Raw genomic sequence first — 15,288 nt, forward strand, 5'->3', positions numbered from 1 at the left:
TCCGCCCCCGGCGCCCTGCCGCCTGACCCGGGCACTAATGCCCCGACTGTATGTCCGTGGGATGGGAGCGCTCCCAAATGCCCTCATGCGAGGTATATCACCTTTTCAAGCTCTTAGTCCCCCGCAAACCAGTCAGATGTAACGGTTGAGTTTCGGCATATTGACGTCCCGGTTGCCCATCGTCCACTCTTCGTGGGAGCGCTCCCAAAGCACATTGAGGAACTACCGCACCGCGAGGCCGTGTTTGTCGGGGACCGGCCCCCGGTGTCACCTCCCAATGATTCGGGCGACCACCTGAGAGGGGTCCGGAAATGTTGAACGACAAGCGGCACGGCAAGCTCGCCGCCGTAGCGGTCATGGCGGCCACCGCCCTGGCCATCACCTCGTGCAGTTCCAGCGAGCCCGCCAAGCCCGCCGCGGGCGACGGCGGTGCCTCCGCCGCGGCCGAGCCGGTGACCATCACCGTGCACACCTTCGGCGGCGGCGAGAACTTCGGCTACGACAAGGCCGTGGAGACCTGGAACGCGGCACACCCGAACATCCAGGTCAAGTACCAGAACCTGACCGACCGGTTCGAGGACGTCTACCTCCCGCAACTGCTCCAGCGCCTGCAGGCCGGCAGCGGCGCGGCCGACATCATCGCCCTGGACGAGGGCGCGATGGGCCTCATGAAGGCCCGCCCGCAGTTCTTCACCGACCTGGCCGAGTACGGGCTGGAGAGCCGCAAGGCCGACTTCCCCGCGGCCAAGTGGGACAACGGCATCAACGCCGACAACAAGCTCTTCGCTCTCGGCACCGACATCGGCGGCATGACCATGTGCTACCGCAAGGACCTGTTCGAGAAGGCGGGCCTGCCCACCGAGCGCGACGAGGTCGGCAAGCTCTGGCCGGACTGGAACGCCTTCAAGGCGATCGGCGAGAAGTTCAAGGCCGCCAACCCCGGCAAGAGCGACCCCAAGTTCCTCGACGGCCCGAACACGCTCTACAACGTGATCCTGTCGCAGGAGGCGCCGAAGAACGGCAACATCGCCTACTTCGACAAGAGCAACCAGCTCGTCCTTGAGAGCAACCCCGCCATCAAGACCTCCTTCGACACGGTGAAGGACTTCAGCGAGGCGGGCCTGACCGCCAAGCTCGCCTCCTTCACCCCGCCGTGGAACGCCGCGATCAAGAAGGGCGGCTTCGCGACCATGGGCTGCCCGGCCTGGATGCTCGGTGTGGTCTCCGGTGCGGCCGGTGACGACAACAAGGGCAAGTGGGACGTCGCGTCCGTGCCCGGCGGTGCGGGCAACTGGGGCGGTTCCTACCTCGCGGTTCCCAAGCAGAGCAAGCACCCCAAGGAGGCCGCCGAGGTCCTGAACTACCTCACCGGCAAGGAGGGCCACGTCATGGCCTTCCAGGAGGCGGCGGCCTTCCCGAGCTCCATCCCGGCGCAGCAGGACCCGGCGGTCGCCGACCTGAAGAACCCGTTCTTCAACGACGCGCCGACCGGCCAGATCTTCGGCGCGTCGGTCAAGGACCTGCTTCCCGTCTTCCTCGGCGAGAAGCACGCCCAGGTCAAGACCGCGGTGGAGAAGGTCCTCGAGGGCATGGACCAGGGTTCGGTCCCCTATGACCAGGCCTGGACCAAGTTCGTCGAGGCCGGCGTCAAGGCAGCGGGCTGATCCCCGTACCGACCCGCACCGGCCCGGCGGCGGTGATCCCGCCGCCGGGCCGGTCGCCTGCCCCCGCTGAAAGGCTCCGTTGATGACACTGCACGTCGACTCCCCGGCCGCCCCTCCACAGCCCGGCCCCCGCCGGTCGGCGGGGGCGCGCGGACCGCAGCGAGGCGGTGGATGGGCCCGGTTCGACCTCCGGGCGACCCCCTACTTCCTCGTCTCCCCGTACTTCCTCCTCTTCGCGATCTTCGGCGTCTTCCCGCTCGGCTACACCCTCTGGGTCTCGCTGCACGACTGGGAGCTCGCCGGGGACAAGTCCTTCGTCGGCCTCGAGAACTACATCGAGCTGATCACCGACGAGGCCTTCTGGAACGCGGTGATCAACACTCTCGGCATGTTCGTCATGTCGACGATCCCGCAGCTCGTCCTCGCCCTCGTGCTGGCCAACGCGCTCAACAAGCGCATCCGGGGACGGCTCTTCTTCCGCCTCGGCGTGCTGCTGCCGCTGATCACCTCCGTCGTCGCCGTCGCCGTCGTCTTCACCCAGCTGTACGGGCGTGACTACGGCATGATCAACTGGTTCCTGGGCCTCTTCGGAACCGACGCGATCAACTGGCAGAACGAGAAGTGGTCCGCGTGGATCGCGATCTCCACCATGATCGACTGGCGCTGGACCGGCTACAACGCGATCATCCTGCTGGCCGCCATGCAGACCATCCCCAAGGATCTCTACGAGGCCGCCTCCATCGACGGCGCCACGGCCAGGCGGCAGTTCTGGCAGATCACCATCCCGATGCTGCGCCCGACGCTCATCTTCATCGTGTTCATCTCCACCATCGGCGGCCTGACGCTGTTCACCGAGCCGGTCATGTTCGACGGCAACCCGACGATGAGCGGCGGCGCCACCGGCCAGTACCAGACCGTGGCCATGTTCATCGTCAAGGAGGCGTTCCGCGACTTCGACTTCGGCTACGCCTCGGCCGCCGCGTGGATGCTGTTCGCACTGATCCTGGTCGGGACGCTCATCAACTACTCCTTCACCCGCCGTATCGGGGGTTCCAAGTGACGGCCATCCAGTCCAGGCGGCCCCCGGCGCATTCACGACGGTCTTCCGGCCAGCCGGCCGCGCGCAACCGCATCTGGGACGCCGGCCCGCTGACGAAGGTCGTCCTGGCCTTCGCGCTCGTGCTGTCGGCGTTCCCCATCTACTACATGTTCATCATGGCCACCCGGACCAACGAGGAGGCCATCGACGTACCGCCGCCGCTGCTCCCCGGCGGCCACCTCGGCGAGAACGTCTCGCGGCTCCTGGCCACCGAGGACGCCTACTTCATGACCGGCCTGGTGAACTCGGCCATCGTCTCGGTCACCGTGACCCTCTCCGTGGTGCTCATCTCCACCCTGGCCGGCTTCGCCTTCGCCAAGCTGCGCTTCCGGGGCGCCAAGATCCTGCTGGGCCTGATCCTGGTGACGATGATGGTCCCGCTCCAGCAGATGGGCGTCGTGCCGCTGTACGAGCTCATGGTCACGCTCGGCTGGACCGGCCAGCTGAAGGCGGTGATCCTGCCCTTCCTGGTCAACGGCTTCGGGGTCTTCATGATGACCCAGTACGCCACCCAGGCGGTGCCGGACGAACTGGTCGAGGCGGCCCGCGTCGACGGCGCCTCCACCATGCGCATCTACGCGAACGTCATCCTGCCGGCGCTACGACCGGGAATGGCCGTGCTGGCACTGCTGGTCTTCATGCAGACCTGGAACGAGTTCATGTGGCCGTTGATCGTGCTGAACCCGGACAACCCGGTAGTCCAGACGTCGATCGCGGCGCTCAACCAGGCCCACGGCACCGACTACGTGATGCTGTTCACCGGCACCGCGGCATCGGTCCTCCCCCTGTTCATCGTTTTCATCGCGTTCGGCCGTCAGATCGTCGGCGGACTCATGGAAGGTGCGGTTAAAGCGTGACCACGCAAGAGACGCAGATTCAGACCTCGGATCTGGTGTTCCCGACAGGTTTCGTCTGGGGCGCGGCCACCTCCGCCTACCAGATCGAAGGCGCCGTCTCGGAGGATGGCCGCGGCATCTCCATCTGGGACACCTTTGTCAAGCAGCCGGGCCGGGTGGTGAACGGCGAGCACGCCGACGTCGCCATCGACCACTACAACCGCTACCGGGACGACGTGCGGCTGATGGCCGAACTCGGCCTCGGCGCGTACCGGTTCTCCATCTCCTGGCCCCGGATCCAGCCCGAGGGGCACGGCCCCGTCAACCTCAGGGGCGTCGACTTCTACAGCCGCCTGGTCGACGAGCTCCTCTCCCGGGGCGTCGACCCGTGGGTGACGCTCTATCACTGGGACCTGCCCCAGCCCCTGGAAGACGCGGGCGGCTGGCCGTCACGGGAGACGTCGAAGCGCTTCGCCGACTACGCGGCGGCCGTGCACGACGCGCTGGGCGACCGGGTCCGCAACTGGAGCACCGTCAACGAGCCCTGGTGCTCGGCGTTCCTCGGGTACGCCTCGGGTGAGCACGCCCCCGGGCGGCGCGAGCCCGACAAGGCGGTGTACGCCGCCCACCACCTGCTGCTCGCGCACGGCCTGGCCGCGCAGGCCATGCGGGCCCAGCGCCCGGAGACCGTCATCGGCGGCTGCGTCAACCTGTACGCGATCACGCCGCAGACCGCCTCCGAGGCCGACCAGGACGCCGCCCGCCGCATCGACGGGCTGCAGAACCGCTTCTTCCTGGACGCCCTGCTCAAGGGCGAGTACCCGGCCGACGTGCTGGAGGACCTCGGCCGACCGGCCGGGCTCGTCCAGGACGGGGACATGGAGATCATCTCGACGCCGCTGGACAAGCTGCTGATCAACTACTACAGCCGCTTCACCGTCTCCGGTACCCCCGGCGGCGCGGCGTCGGCCGCGGCGGCGCCCACCGACACCGGGTCCCCCTGGGTCGGCAGCGAGCACGTCTCGTTCGTCGAGGGCGGACGTCCCGTGACGGCCATGGGCTGGGAGATCGACGACTCGGGGCTGCTGGAGATCCTGCAGCGGCTGGCCGCCGAGTACCCGCGTGTCCCACTGGTCATCTCGGAGAACGGCGCGGCCTTCGACGACATCGTCGGACCCGACGGCGTCGTCCACGACCGCGACCGGGTGGACTACATCGACGCCCACCTGCGCACCTGCCACGCCGCGATCGAGGCGGGGATCCCGCTGGAGGGCTACTTCGCCTGGTCCCTGATGGACAACTTCGAGTGGGCGTGGGGGTACGGAAAGCGGTTCGGACTGGTGCATGTCGACTATGAGACGCAAACTAGAGTTCCCAAAGAGAGCGCTCTCTGGTATGCCGGGACCATCAGGCGCGGAGGCCTGAACGGTCCGACAGAATAGAGGCCGGCGAATTCACCACGGGGGGCTGAAACACATGAACGGCGACCGTCGTCCGACGCTTGAGGCGGTCGCGGCCCTGGCCGGAGTCGGCCGAGGAACGGTGTCACGGGTCATCAACGGTTCACCGAAGGTGAGCGAGAAGGCCCGTGACGCCGTGCTGCAGGCGATCCAGGAACTGGGCTACGTGCCCAACCGGGCTGCGCGCGCGCTGGTCACCCGGCGTACGGACACCGTGGCGCTGGTCGTCTCGGAGTCCGAGCTGCGGGTCTTCGACGAGCCGTACTTCGCGGGAACCATCCGCGGCATCGGTTCCGCACTGTCCGAGACCGGGCTGCAACTGATCCTCGCGATGGCCCAGTCGAAGCAGGAGCACGAGCGGCTGGAGCACTATCTGACCGGACAGCACGTCGACGGGGTGCTGCTGATCTCCCTGCACGGCGCCGACCCGCTGCCGGGAAGGCTGGAGGCGATGGGCGTGCCGACGGTCATCGGAGGCCGCCCTGTCGGCCTCACCCCCTACAGCTACGTCGACGTGGACAACCGGGCCGGAGCCAGACAGGCGGTCAAGTACCTGCTGGGCAGGGGTCGCCGCCGGATCGCCACCATCGCGGGAACGCAGGACATGGGCGTGGGCGTGGACCGGCTCGCGGGCTACCGCGACGCGCTGCTCGCGACCGGCCTGAGCGAGATCGTGGCGTACGGCGACTTCAGTGAGGAGAGCGGCATGGCCGAAATGCGCAAGCTGCTCGCCGAGAACCCCGACCTGGACGCCGTCTTCACCGCCTCGGACCCGATGGCGCTGGGCGCGATGCGGGTGTTGCGCGAGGAGGGCAAGAGCATTCCCGGCGACGTCGCGGTGATCGGCTTCGACGACTCGCCCGCCGGGGCGCACTCCTCCCCCGCCCTGACCAGCGTGCACCAGCCCACCGAGTCGATGGGCCGGCAGATGGCCCACCTCCTCGTCTCCCGCATCAACGGCGAGCACCTGGAGCAGCCGGTGGTGATACTCGACACCCACCTGGTCGAGCGGTCCTCCGCCTGAGGCGGCCCCTTCGGCGAGCCGGGCGGGACGGAGTCGGAGTCGGGCCTCGGCCGGTAGCACGACGACGCGGGCGGGGCCGTGGGATTCCACCGCCCCGCCCGCGTCCCGGCGGCTCCGCGCCTCACCCTGACCCGGTCACGGCCCGGTGCCCGTGTCCCCGGGCGGGTTCCCCGCGGCGGCCGTGACCGGCCGGCCTTACTCGGCGTCGGCGGGACCGGCGGTACGGTACCGATCGACCTCCGACCAGGCGGACGACATGCCGGCCAGCGTCCGGTCGAAGACCTGCGAGTGCCGCAGGTACGCCTCCCGCCGGGGGCCCGGCAGCACGCACAGGTCGTCCTCGTCACTGACCGACCACGGCTGGAGATCGTGGCCGAGCGCGGCGGGCAGCAGCGACGCGACGCCGCGTGCTCCCAGCTCGCTGGTGAGCTGACGGCGGACCGGCCGCCCCAGCACATCGGCGAAGATCTGCGCCCAGACCTCGGATCGGGCACCGCCACCGGCCAGCCGCCACGGCCGGTCCCCGATGTCGGCTCCGCTGGCCAGGACCCGGTCGAGCTGGACCCGGTGGTACTGGGCGACCCCCTCGATGACCGCGCGGGTGAGATGCCCGCGGCGGTGCACGCCGGAGATGCCGAGGAACGTCCCCGACGCCGCGGGGTGTTCGGGGGCTCCGTTGACGAAGGGCAGGAACAGCAGGCCCTCCGCGCCCGGCGGCACCATGGCCGCCTCCCTGAGAAGGTCCACCGCGAGCAGGCCGCCGACCTGGTCGTGCGGCGCCGACGCGCACGCCAGCCATTCGAGGTTGGCGGCCGAGGTCGGCGCGACCTCCATGGCCAGCATCGTGGCCGGGTCGGGCATCAGCGCGCTCAAGGTGACCTCGGGGGCCGGGGTGCGGGCGGGCACCACGGCCCCGTTGATGGCCCATGTCCCGACGATGATCGTCACGTCCCCGAGGCCGCGTCCCCCGGCGCCGAGCGTCGCCGCCACGCAGTCCATGCAACCGGCGATCACCGGCAGTCCCTCGGGGAGTCCGGTGCGCGCCGCGGCCGCCGCGCTCAGCCCGGCGACCACGTCACTGGACTGGCGCAGCGAGGGGAACCGGTCGAGGTCGCTCGCCGGCAGCCCCACCAGCTCCAGCGCCGTCGGGGTGTAGGCGCGGGTGTCGAGGGCCACCATGCCGAAGGCGCTGGCGTCGCTGTAGTCGGCGCTCGGCACGCCGGTGAGCTGCGCGGTGACCCAGTCCTTGCAGGACAGTGCCCACCGGGTGGCCCGGTAGCTCTCCGGCTCGACGTCGTGCAGCCAGCGCAGCAGCACGGCGGGCTGCGCGGCCCACGGGATGGAGCCGGTCTCCCTGGCCAGCCGTTTGGCCTCCCGCTCCGGGATCGCGTCCACGATCCGCTGGGCCCGGCTGTCCGACGACGCGATGGCCGGCCCGACCGGCCTCAGCGCGGCGTCGACCGGATACAGTCCGTTACCGTGGGCCGCCACTCCGATGCCCGCCGGGATGTATCCGTCGGCGGCCAGCTTCCCGGTGAGCTCGCCGAGCAGCGAGATGACCGTGTCGGCCAGCCCGAGCATGTCGACGTCGTGGCGGTGCGCGGTCACGCTGGTGCGGGGGGTGCGGGCGTGCACGACGCCGAGCTCCCGCCCCTCGGTGTCGAAGGCCGCGACCTTCGAGGCCGTCAGGCCGATGTCGACGCCGATGTAGCACGTGCCCGGGGCTGTCACGAGGTCCTCCTGTCGCTGCTTCCCGTCCTGACCGGCGTGTCCAGGACCCTGGGCCTGAAGCGCCGCAGTTCGGCCTCGTAGCCGGCGACCTCGGCGCGGGCCCGCCCCTCGTCCCAGCCGAGGTGGCGTACCGCGATGTCGGCGCAGGCCGCGGCCGCCTTCAGGCCCATGTCGGGACCGAGTCCAATCAGGGTACGTCGTAGCAGGATGTCCCCCAGCGTCACGGCGCCCTCCTCGCGCACCGCCAGGACCACCTCGGCGGCGAGCGCGCCGGTCTCCTCGTCGACGACCTCGGCGAGTGTGTCGTCCGTCTCAGCGAGTTCGAGCACCCTGCGGGCCCGTACGCCGTAGACGTCGAGCAGCCGGCGCGACTGCGCCGGGGTGAGCGGCGAGGAGCGCATGAAGTCCGCGCTGAAGGTCGGCCAGTCGGCGGTGTCGGCTCCGGGGAAGGCCCGGGAGCGGGTGAGGCAGCGCCGGCGCGTGCGGCCGAGCACGCGCAGCACCGCGTCGGTGACGTCCTCGGCGAGGGCGCGGTGGGTGGTCAGCTTGCCGCCGATGACCGTGAACAGCCCCGGGTGGGCCGGGGCGTGGCTGTGCACCGTGTGCCCACGACTGATCTTGGCGTTGTCGGAGACCCCGGCGGTGTACGGCAGGGGCCGGACGCCGGCCACGCTGTAGAGCACGTCGCCGGGGGTGAGGCCGGCGCTCGGGAAGATCCGGTTGGTCTCGGCGAGCAGGTAGTCGATCTCCTCGTCGCTGGTGACGACCTCGTCGAGATCGTCCTCGTAGGTCAGGTCCGTGCTGCCCAGCATGTAGCGGCCCTCCCAGGGGAGGACGAAGATCGGCCGATGGTCGGCGGCCGCCTCGAAGAAGATGCAGGTGTCGGGTGCGCCGGGGAAGGCGTCGACGATGATGTGACTGCCCTTGGTACCGCCGTTGAGGCGTCGGCTGGCCACCTGCCCGTCGAGGATCCTGTCGATCCACGGACCGGCCGCGTTCACCGTGATCGCGGCCCGGATCTCGGTTCGCGCGCCGGAGGTGTTGTCCTCGGCCCGTATCCCGACGACCCGGTCGTTCTCCACGACCAGCCCGGTGACCGTGGTGTGGGTGAGCACCCGCGCGCCGAGCCGTCGGGCGTCGAGGAGCAACTCGACGCAGAGCCGCTCGGCCCACGGCACCTGCGCGTCGCGGAACAGCGAGGCCCCGCGCAGGCCACGCCTCGACAGCGTGGGCCACCTGCGGGCCACCGTGCGGAGGGGCACGCTGCGGCTGCGGCCTTTCCTGCGCCCCGCCGACAGGACGTCGAACGCGGCCAGCCCGAGCCGGATCAGCGGGCCGGGCCTGCTGTCACCCGCGTAGGAGGGGATCAGCATGGGGTAGTCGCGAACGAGGTGCGGGGCGTTGCGGAACAGCAGGTGCCGCTCGCGGATCGACTCCCGCACGAGGTTGAAGTCGTAGCGTTCGAGGTACTTCAGCCCGCCGTGAATCAGCCGGCTGGACGTGCTTGACGTTCCCGAGCCCACGTCGGCGCGGTCGACGACGACGACACGCAGGCCACGGGTGGCGGCGTCACGGGCTATGGCGAGCCCGTTGATACCGGCTCCGATGACGGCGAGGTCTACGACGTCGTCAGATCCGGCTGGTTGTTGCGACATGGGAGCTCCCGGGAGATGACGGGACCGGGCCCCGGCGGTCTCACGCCGGGGCCCGAGCCCCAGAGAGGGTCAGGACGCGGTGCCGGCGGCCGAGTGGTCCTTGAAGAGCTGGTAGGCCTCTTCGGGCTTCACCTCGTCGTGCACGACGGCGCGGATCGCCGCGAGCATGCCGGCCGGGTTCTCGCTCTGGAAGATGTTGCGGCCCATGTCGACACCGGCGGCACCCTCCTGGATCGACCGGTAGGCCATCGTCAGGGCGTCGAGCTCGGGCAGCTTCTTGCCACCCGCGACGATGATCGGCACCGGGCAGCTCGCGGTGACGGTCTCGAAGCCCTCCTCGACGTAGTACGTCTTGACGATGTGCGCGCCCATCTCCGCGCTGATCCGGGTGGCCAGCCGGAAGTAGCGGGCGTCGCGGACCATGTCCTTGCCGACGGCGGTGACGCCGAGCACGGCGACACCGTGCCGCTGGCCGGCGTCCACCAGCGCGGCGAGGTTGGCGATCGACCGCGACTCGTTCTCGCTGCCGACGAAGACCTGGATGGCCACGGCCGCGGCGTTGAGCCGTACCGCGTCCTCCATGTCCAGGGCGATGTGCTCGTCGGAGAGGTCGCGCAGCACGCTCGGGCCGCCGCTGGCGCGCAGCACGATGCCGGCGTCGGTGGCCGGCGGGATGCTGGTGCGCAGCACGCCCCGGGTCAGCATGATCGCGTCGGCGTCGGGCACCAGCGGGGCGATGTTGACGTCGATGCGCTCAAGGCCGGCCATCGGGCCGAGGAAGTAGCCGTGGTCGAACGCGAGCATCACGGTCCGGCCGGTGTCGGCCTTGAAGATGCGCGCGAGCCGGTTCTGCAGGCCCCAGTCCTGGGCCTGTGCGCCCTTGACGTGGAAGCCGCCGGTCCCGGAGGCGGCGCCGCCGAAGTCGCGGGCGTCGAGCAGACCGTCGGTGTCAGCCATGGGTGTTCTCTCCAGTGGTTGTGGTGGTGACGGCCGCGGGTCGCGGCCGTCGTCGGAAACGGGAGGGTGCGCCGGCGACACGGTCACCGCCACCGGCGAGGAAGAGGACCAGCAGCACCAGACCGCCCTTGAGGATGTTCTGCGCCGCGCTGCTCCAGCCGACGAGGTTGACCAGGCCGTCCAGCAGGATGAAGAAGAGTGCGGCTCCCCAGACGCCGACGGGCACGGCCCGTCCGCCCGAGATGAGCGTTCCGCCGATCACGACGACGGCCACCGAGTCGAGCAGGTAGCGCGTGCCGAGGTCCGCGGATGGTGCGATGTAGGCGGCCAGCAGGGCTCCGGTCAGGCCGGCCAGGGCACCGCTGGCCAGGTAGGTCACCGCGATGATCCGCGCGACGGGGATTCCGGCGCGCTCGGCCGCCCGGCGGTTCTGTCCCACCGCGATCAGCGAACGGCCGTAGGTCGTGCCGCGCAGCAGCGCGATGACCAGGACGGTCACGACCACGATGGCCACGGCGAGGACGGGGATGCCCGCCGGTCGCAGGTTGAGCAGGCTCCGCAGCCCCGGGTCGGGCACCGCGCTGAAACCGTTCGCCAGCGACAGCGTGCCCGAGGAGGCGATGAGCCCGGCGGCCAGCGTGGCGATGATCGGCGGAACGGACAGGCCGAGGATCGCCACCGTGCTGATCGCCGCGATGACGAGGCCCGCACCGACACCCGCCAGGACGCCCACCGTCGCCGAGCCGGTGGAGAAGGCCGCCAGCACCGAGACGAATCCGGCGAGGGAGATGATCGGCGCCACGGAGACGTCGATGTTGCCGGGGCCGGCGGTGACGACGAGCATCTGCCCGAGTCCCACGATGACCAGGTAGGGCGCCAGGGACAGAGCCAGGGAGACCGTCTGGCCGCCCCCCTGCCCGGAGATGGCCAAGATCATCAGCCAGACGAGCGCCGCGGCGGCGAACCCCCAGATCCACGGACGCGCGACGAGCGCGCGGATGTTCATCGCAGCACCTTTCCGACCAGGACACGTCCGGCGAGCACGGCCAGGACGATCACGCCTTGAACCGCCGACTGCATGTTGGTCGGCACATCGAGCAGGCTGAGGACCACGCTGACCAGGCCTAGGGTCACGCCGCCGATCACCACTCCCCACGGCACCGCGCTGCCGCCGTAGAAGGAGCCGCCGCCGAGGATCACCGCCGCCACCGTCATGAGGGTGTAACTGGAGGCCGACGACACGTCGCCGCCCCCGGTCTGGGAGGCCAGCACGAGACCGGACAGCACGCCGAGCGCGCCCGCGGCGGTGTAGGCGATGGCCCGCGACGCCAGCGGGCGCAGGCCCGCCCGCTCCAGGGCCACCGGGTTGCTGCCCAGGGCGCGCATCCGGACCCCGAGGGTGCTGCGCGCGCTGAGCAGGTAGACCAGCGCGGCGACGAGGAGGATCGGCAGCAGCGGCGCCGGGAACCCGGCGGGCTGCCACATGCCGAAGGCCGCCAGCCACTCCGGGGTCGTTCCGCCGGGTGTCGGCAGGACGAACATGCCCAGCCCCAGCCAGACGAACGACGCGCCGAGGGTGGCGATCAGCGACGGCACCTTGCGCAGGTGGATGAGAACGCCGAGCACCGCGTAGGAGGCGACGAGCCCGAGCAGGATCAAGCCCCCGACGAGCGGGTCGGTCACCAGCTTGGTCGCCGTGATCACAGTGATCAGGCCGACGAAGTTGCCGATGCCGAGGTCGATGTCACCGACCGCCATCAGCGTCATCTGGGCCTGGGCCGCGATGACCAGCGGCACGGTCGCCGAGAGGACCAGCGACAGCCCGGACACGCTCAGCACGTCCGGCTGCAGCGACGCGCAGACGGCGATCATCGCGATCATGGCGACGGCGCTGACCACGGCCGGGGCCGTCCGGCGCATCCGCGCCCGGCTCGGCAGCAGGGCCGGCACGAGGGTCTCACTCATGGTTCTGCGCTCCATCGGACTCGGCGAACGAGACGGCGATGATCCGTTCCTCGGAGATCTCCGCCCCGGTCAGTTCCGCGACCACCCGGCCGGCCCGGAAGACGTAGACCCGGTCGCAGTGGGCCATCTCCGCGTTCTCGCTCGAGTACCAGACAACGCTCCGGCCCTGGGCCGCCTCCTGGCGGATGAGGCCGTAGAGATCGGTCTTGGTGTGCACGTCGACCCCCCTGAAGGGGTCGTCGAGCAGGACGAGGTCGGCCGCCGAGGCGAAGGCCCGCGCGACGATCACCTTCTGCTGGTTGCCGCCGCTGAGGTCGGTCATCGCCGCGTCCGGGCCGCCCCGGATCGCGAGGCGCTCGACCCAGTCGCGCACGACCGCGCGCTCCTCGGCGGGGCGGCGCAGGCCACGGCGCGCGATACCGCGCATCGCGCTCACCACGAGGTTCTCCGCCACGCTCCACAGCGGCAGGACCCCCGAGCGCTGCCGGTCACCCGGCACGTAGGCCCGGGTGCCGCGCACTTTCGTGTCGCGCCGTACCGGGCGCCACAGGCGTTCGAGCACCTCCTGCTGGCCCTGACCGGCCAGCCCGGCCAGGCCCACCACCTCGCCCACGCCGACCTGCAGGGAGACGTCGCGCAGTCCGGGAGCGGTGGTGCCGCGCATCTCGGCCAGCACCGGCCGGTCCCCGGCGGCGCCCTCGGCCGTGACCCGCTCGTTTTCGGTCTTGGCGGCGACCTCGGCCCCCATCAGGGCCAGTACGTCGTGCTCGCCGAGTCCGCTCGCGGGCCGTTCGGCGATGACCGCCCCGTCGCGCAGCACGGCGACGCGGTCGGCCACCGAGAGGATCTCCCGGATGCGGTGCGAGATGAGCAGCACGGCGACACCGTCCGCGGTGAGGGTTCGGACGTAGTCGTACAGCGAGCGCGCGGCGTCCGGGCCGAGGGACTCGGTGGGCTCGTCGAGGATCAGCAGGTCGAGCCGGTCGACCAGGCTGGCCCGGACGATCTCGACCATCTGGCGCTGGGCCAGTGACAGGTCCTCGACCCGGTCGCCCGGTGTCACCCCGTGGCCGGGGAACATCTCGTCGAGCCTGCGCCGGGCGCCGTTACCGGCCGCCCGCCGCCAGCCCATCCGGGGAAGGCAGTGCCGTGAGGAGACCCAGATGTTCTCCGCGATCGTGAGATCGGGGCAGAGCGACGTCTCCTGGTAGGCCATCCGCACGCCGCGGAAGTCCCCGGCCCGCGGCCCGGCCTCGCCCGAGGAGGCGTCGCGCCCGCACACCGTGACCGTGCCCTCGTCGCAGGCCTCCAGCCCGGCGAGGACCCGCATCAGCGTGCTCTTGCCGGCTCCGTTGTGGCCGACGAGGCCGAGCACCTCGCCGGCCCGGACCTCAAGGTCGACACCGGTGAGAGCCCGGGTGCGCCCGTACGTCTTGGTCACGCCCCTCGCGATCACGACGGGCCGCTGCCCGGACGGTCTCCCGCCTTCCTTCCGCGAGGCCGCGTGCGGCTTCGCGGCGAAGTTGTCGACGTGCATGAGGCAGCCTCCCCTGTGCCTTCCCCGCCTATCCGGCGGCCGTCGGGATCGGCGGCTGCACCGGCGCTCCGCCGGTCTGCACGGCCTTGACCTGCTCGCGGAAGAGCTCGCGCGTCCAGGGCCAGGCGGCGTACTCGTCGGGCTTGAGGATGCTCGCCCAGGTGTCACGGTCCTTCTGCTCGACCAGGACGATCGGGAAGGTCATCTGCTTGGGGATGTCCCGCTTCTCCAGCAGGTCGAGCGCCTGCCACAGCGCGGCGACCGACTGGCCCGGGTCGGACATGACCGCCACCGAACCGTTGTCGATCTTGTTGTCCTTCCAGTAGTTCAGCGCGCGGCCGTTGGTCTCGAACGTCACCGCGGGAACCGGCTTGCCCGCCGTGGTGAAGGCCTGGGCGACGCCGTAGCCGTCGCCGCAGCCAACGACGCCGTCGACCTTCGGCACGCTCGACAGCACACCCAGCACGGCCTTCTGCGCGGTGGCGCCGTCACACATCCCGTTCACCGTCGCGACGGTCTTCACGCCGGGGTACTCGCCGAGGATCTTCTTGGTGGTCTCCAGCATCTCGGCCTCGGGCTGCGAGCCGACGACACCCCGGCTGACGATGACGTTGCCCTTGCCCCCGATGCCCTCGAGCAGCGGCTTGGCCGCGTAGGTGGCCCAGTCGACGAAGCTGTTCTGCAGCACGTAGGCGCACTCGGAATCGATGGCGGAGTCGAAGACCACGACGGTGACGCCCGCGGAGCACGCCTGCTGGATGACCGGCTTGAGCGCGGTGGGCGAGGCCGGGTCGATGAGCAGGGCGTCCGGCTTCTGCAGCAGGAGGCTCTTGATCTGGGCTACCTGCTCGGTCGCGGAGTTCTCTCCCGGCGCGTTGACGACCTTGTACTTGCTGATCAGGCCGTCGGCCTGGGCCTTGCCCGCCGCCTCCTCGAACTTGGCGATCATCGTCTGGCGCCAGCCGTTGCCGATGAAGCCGTTGCTCAGAGCGATGAAGGGCTTCTCGCCGGCGGTCTGCGCGGCGGCGGTGTCGGAGGTTCCGGAGGTGCCGGAGTCGTCGGCGCCGCAACCGGCCGCCAGGACCGCGAGGGCGGTCAGTGACGCCGCCGAGGCCGCACGCCAGTGCCGGGATGTGGGACGGATACGCATCATGGTCTCCAGAGAAGGCAGGTCCGCCGAGGCGGTGCGAGTCGAGGCCGTGAACTCATCGCTCAATAGGGGGCGTAGCGGCGTAGTCATTACAGACCTGTAGTGACAGGTACGCTAAATCCACGTTACGTGGATGTCAAGGGCCTCTTTCGTTCCTGCTCAGTAGGTAGATAGACGGGAATCTGTGCGGCGCCGCCGGATTCCTGTCAC

12 protein-coding genes are annotated in these 15,288 nt (G+C 70.3%); 5 read left to right on the forward strand and 7 right to left on the reverse strand.

The features are described 5' to 3' along the window. Nucleotides 1–311: 311 nt before the first annotated feature. The 5 genes from AB0K21_RS36610 to AB0K21_RS36630 all read left to right on the forward strand — a co-directional run bounded on the left by AB0K21_RS36610 (nucleotide 312) and on the right by AB0K21_RS36630 (nucleotide 6,083). On the forward strand, nucleotides 312–1,664 hold the full coding sequence (locus AB0K21_RS36610) for an extracellular solute-binding protein (RefSeq protein WP_343966069.1): 1,353 nt from the start codon (nucleotides 312–314) through the stop codon (nucleotides 1,662–1,664). An 82-nt stretch (nucleotides 1,665–1,746) separates the two neighbouring features. Then, on the forward strand, nucleotides 1,747–2,724 hold the full coding sequence (locus AB0K21_RS36615) for a sugar ABC transporter permease (RefSeq protein ID WP_343966067.1): 978 nt from the start codon (nucleotides 1,747–1,749) through the stop codon (nucleotides 2,722–2,724). After that, nucleotides 2,721–3,620, forward strand: a complete 900-nt coding sequence (locus AB0K21_RS36620) for a carbohydrate ABC transporter permease (protein WP_364156520.1) — start codon at nucleotides 2,721–2,723, stop codon at nucleotides 3,618–3,620. Before AB0K21_RS36615 ends, AB0K21_RS36620 begins: the two co-directional genes overlap by 4 nt. Next, nucleotides 3,617–5,041 carry a GH1 family beta-glucosidase gene (locus tag AB0K21_RS36625; protein WP_343966063.1) on the forward strand — a complete coding sequence of 475 codons (1,425 nt, stop codon included), beginning with the start codon at nucleotides 3,617–3,619 and terminating at the stop codon, nucleotides 5,039–5,041. Before AB0K21_RS36620 ends, AB0K21_RS36625 begins: the two co-directional genes overlap by 4 nt. Before the next feature lie 34 nt (nucleotides 5,042–5,075). Further along, nucleotides 5,076–6,083: a LacI family DNA-binding transcriptional regulator gene (locus AB0K21_RS36630; protein WP_030908950.1), complete on the forward strand. Its 1,008-nt coding sequence runs from the start codon at nucleotides 5,076–5,078 to the stop codon at nucleotides 6,081–6,083. 195 nt (nucleotides 6,084–6,278) lie between these two features. Here AB0K21_RS36630 and AB0K21_RS36635 read toward each other — a convergent pair whose 3' ends face one another. From AB0K21_RS36635 to AB0K21_RS36665, 7 genes are all read right to left on the reverse strand, one after another. Then, entirely contained in the window at nucleotides 6,279–7,814 is a 1,536-nt protein-coding gene (locus AB0K21_RS36635) for an FGGY family carbohydrate kinase (RefSeq protein WP_364156524.1), read from the reverse strand. Next, entirely contained in the window at nucleotides 7,811–9,469 is a 1,659-nt protein-coding gene (locus tag AB0K21_RS36640) for a glycerol-3-phosphate dehydrogenase/oxidase (RefSeq protein WP_364156527.1), read from the reverse strand. Before AB0K21_RS36640 ends, AB0K21_RS36635 begins: the two co-directional genes overlap by 4 nt. 69 nt (nucleotides 9,470–9,538) lie before the next feature. After that, on the reverse strand, nucleotides 9,539–10,426 hold the full coding sequence (lsrF, locus tag AB0K21_RS36645) for a 3-hydroxy-5-phosphonooxypentane-2,4-dione thiolase (protein WP_343966056.1): 888 nt from the start codon (nucleotides 10,424–10,426) through the stop codon (nucleotides 9,539–9,541). Then, nucleotides 10,419–11,432: an ABC transporter permease gene (locus AB0K21_RS36650; protein WP_343966054.1), complete on the reverse strand. Its 1,014-nt coding sequence runs from the start codon at nucleotides 11,430–11,432 to the stop codon at nucleotides 10,419–10,421. Before AB0K21_RS36650 ends, lsrF begins: the two co-directional genes overlap by 8 nt. Next, entirely contained in the window at nucleotides 11,429–12,391 is a 963-nt protein-coding gene (locus tag AB0K21_RS36655) for an ABC transporter permease (protein WP_343966052.1), read from the reverse strand. Before AB0K21_RS36655 ends, AB0K21_RS36650 begins: the two co-directional genes overlap by 4 nt. Then, the gene (locus AB0K21_RS36660; protein ID WP_364156532.1) at nucleotides 12,384–13,928 is read right to left on the reverse strand and encodes a sugar ABC transporter ATP-binding protein; all 1,545 of its coding nucleotides are present in this window, start codon (nucleotides 13,926–13,928) and stop codon (nucleotides 12,384–12,386) included. Before AB0K21_RS36660 ends, AB0K21_RS36655 begins: the two co-directional genes overlap by 8 nt. Nucleotides 13,929–13,956: 28 nt before the next feature. Continuing rightward, nucleotides 13,957–15,078 (reverse strand): ABC transporter substrate-binding protein, encoded by a 1,122-nt coding sequence (locus AB0K21_RS36665; protein ID WP_364156535.1) that lies wholly within the window; start codon nucleotides 15,076–15,078, stop codon nucleotides 13,957–13,959. Nucleotides 15,079–15,288: the final 210 nt, after the last annotated feature.

Origin of the sequence: Streptosporangium sp. NPDC049248 (genome assembly GCF_040678965.1) — a bacterium.
GTDB classification, from domain to species: Bacteria; Actinomycetota; Actinomycetes; order Streptosporangiales; family Streptosporangiaceae; genus Streptosporangium; species Streptosporangium fukuiense.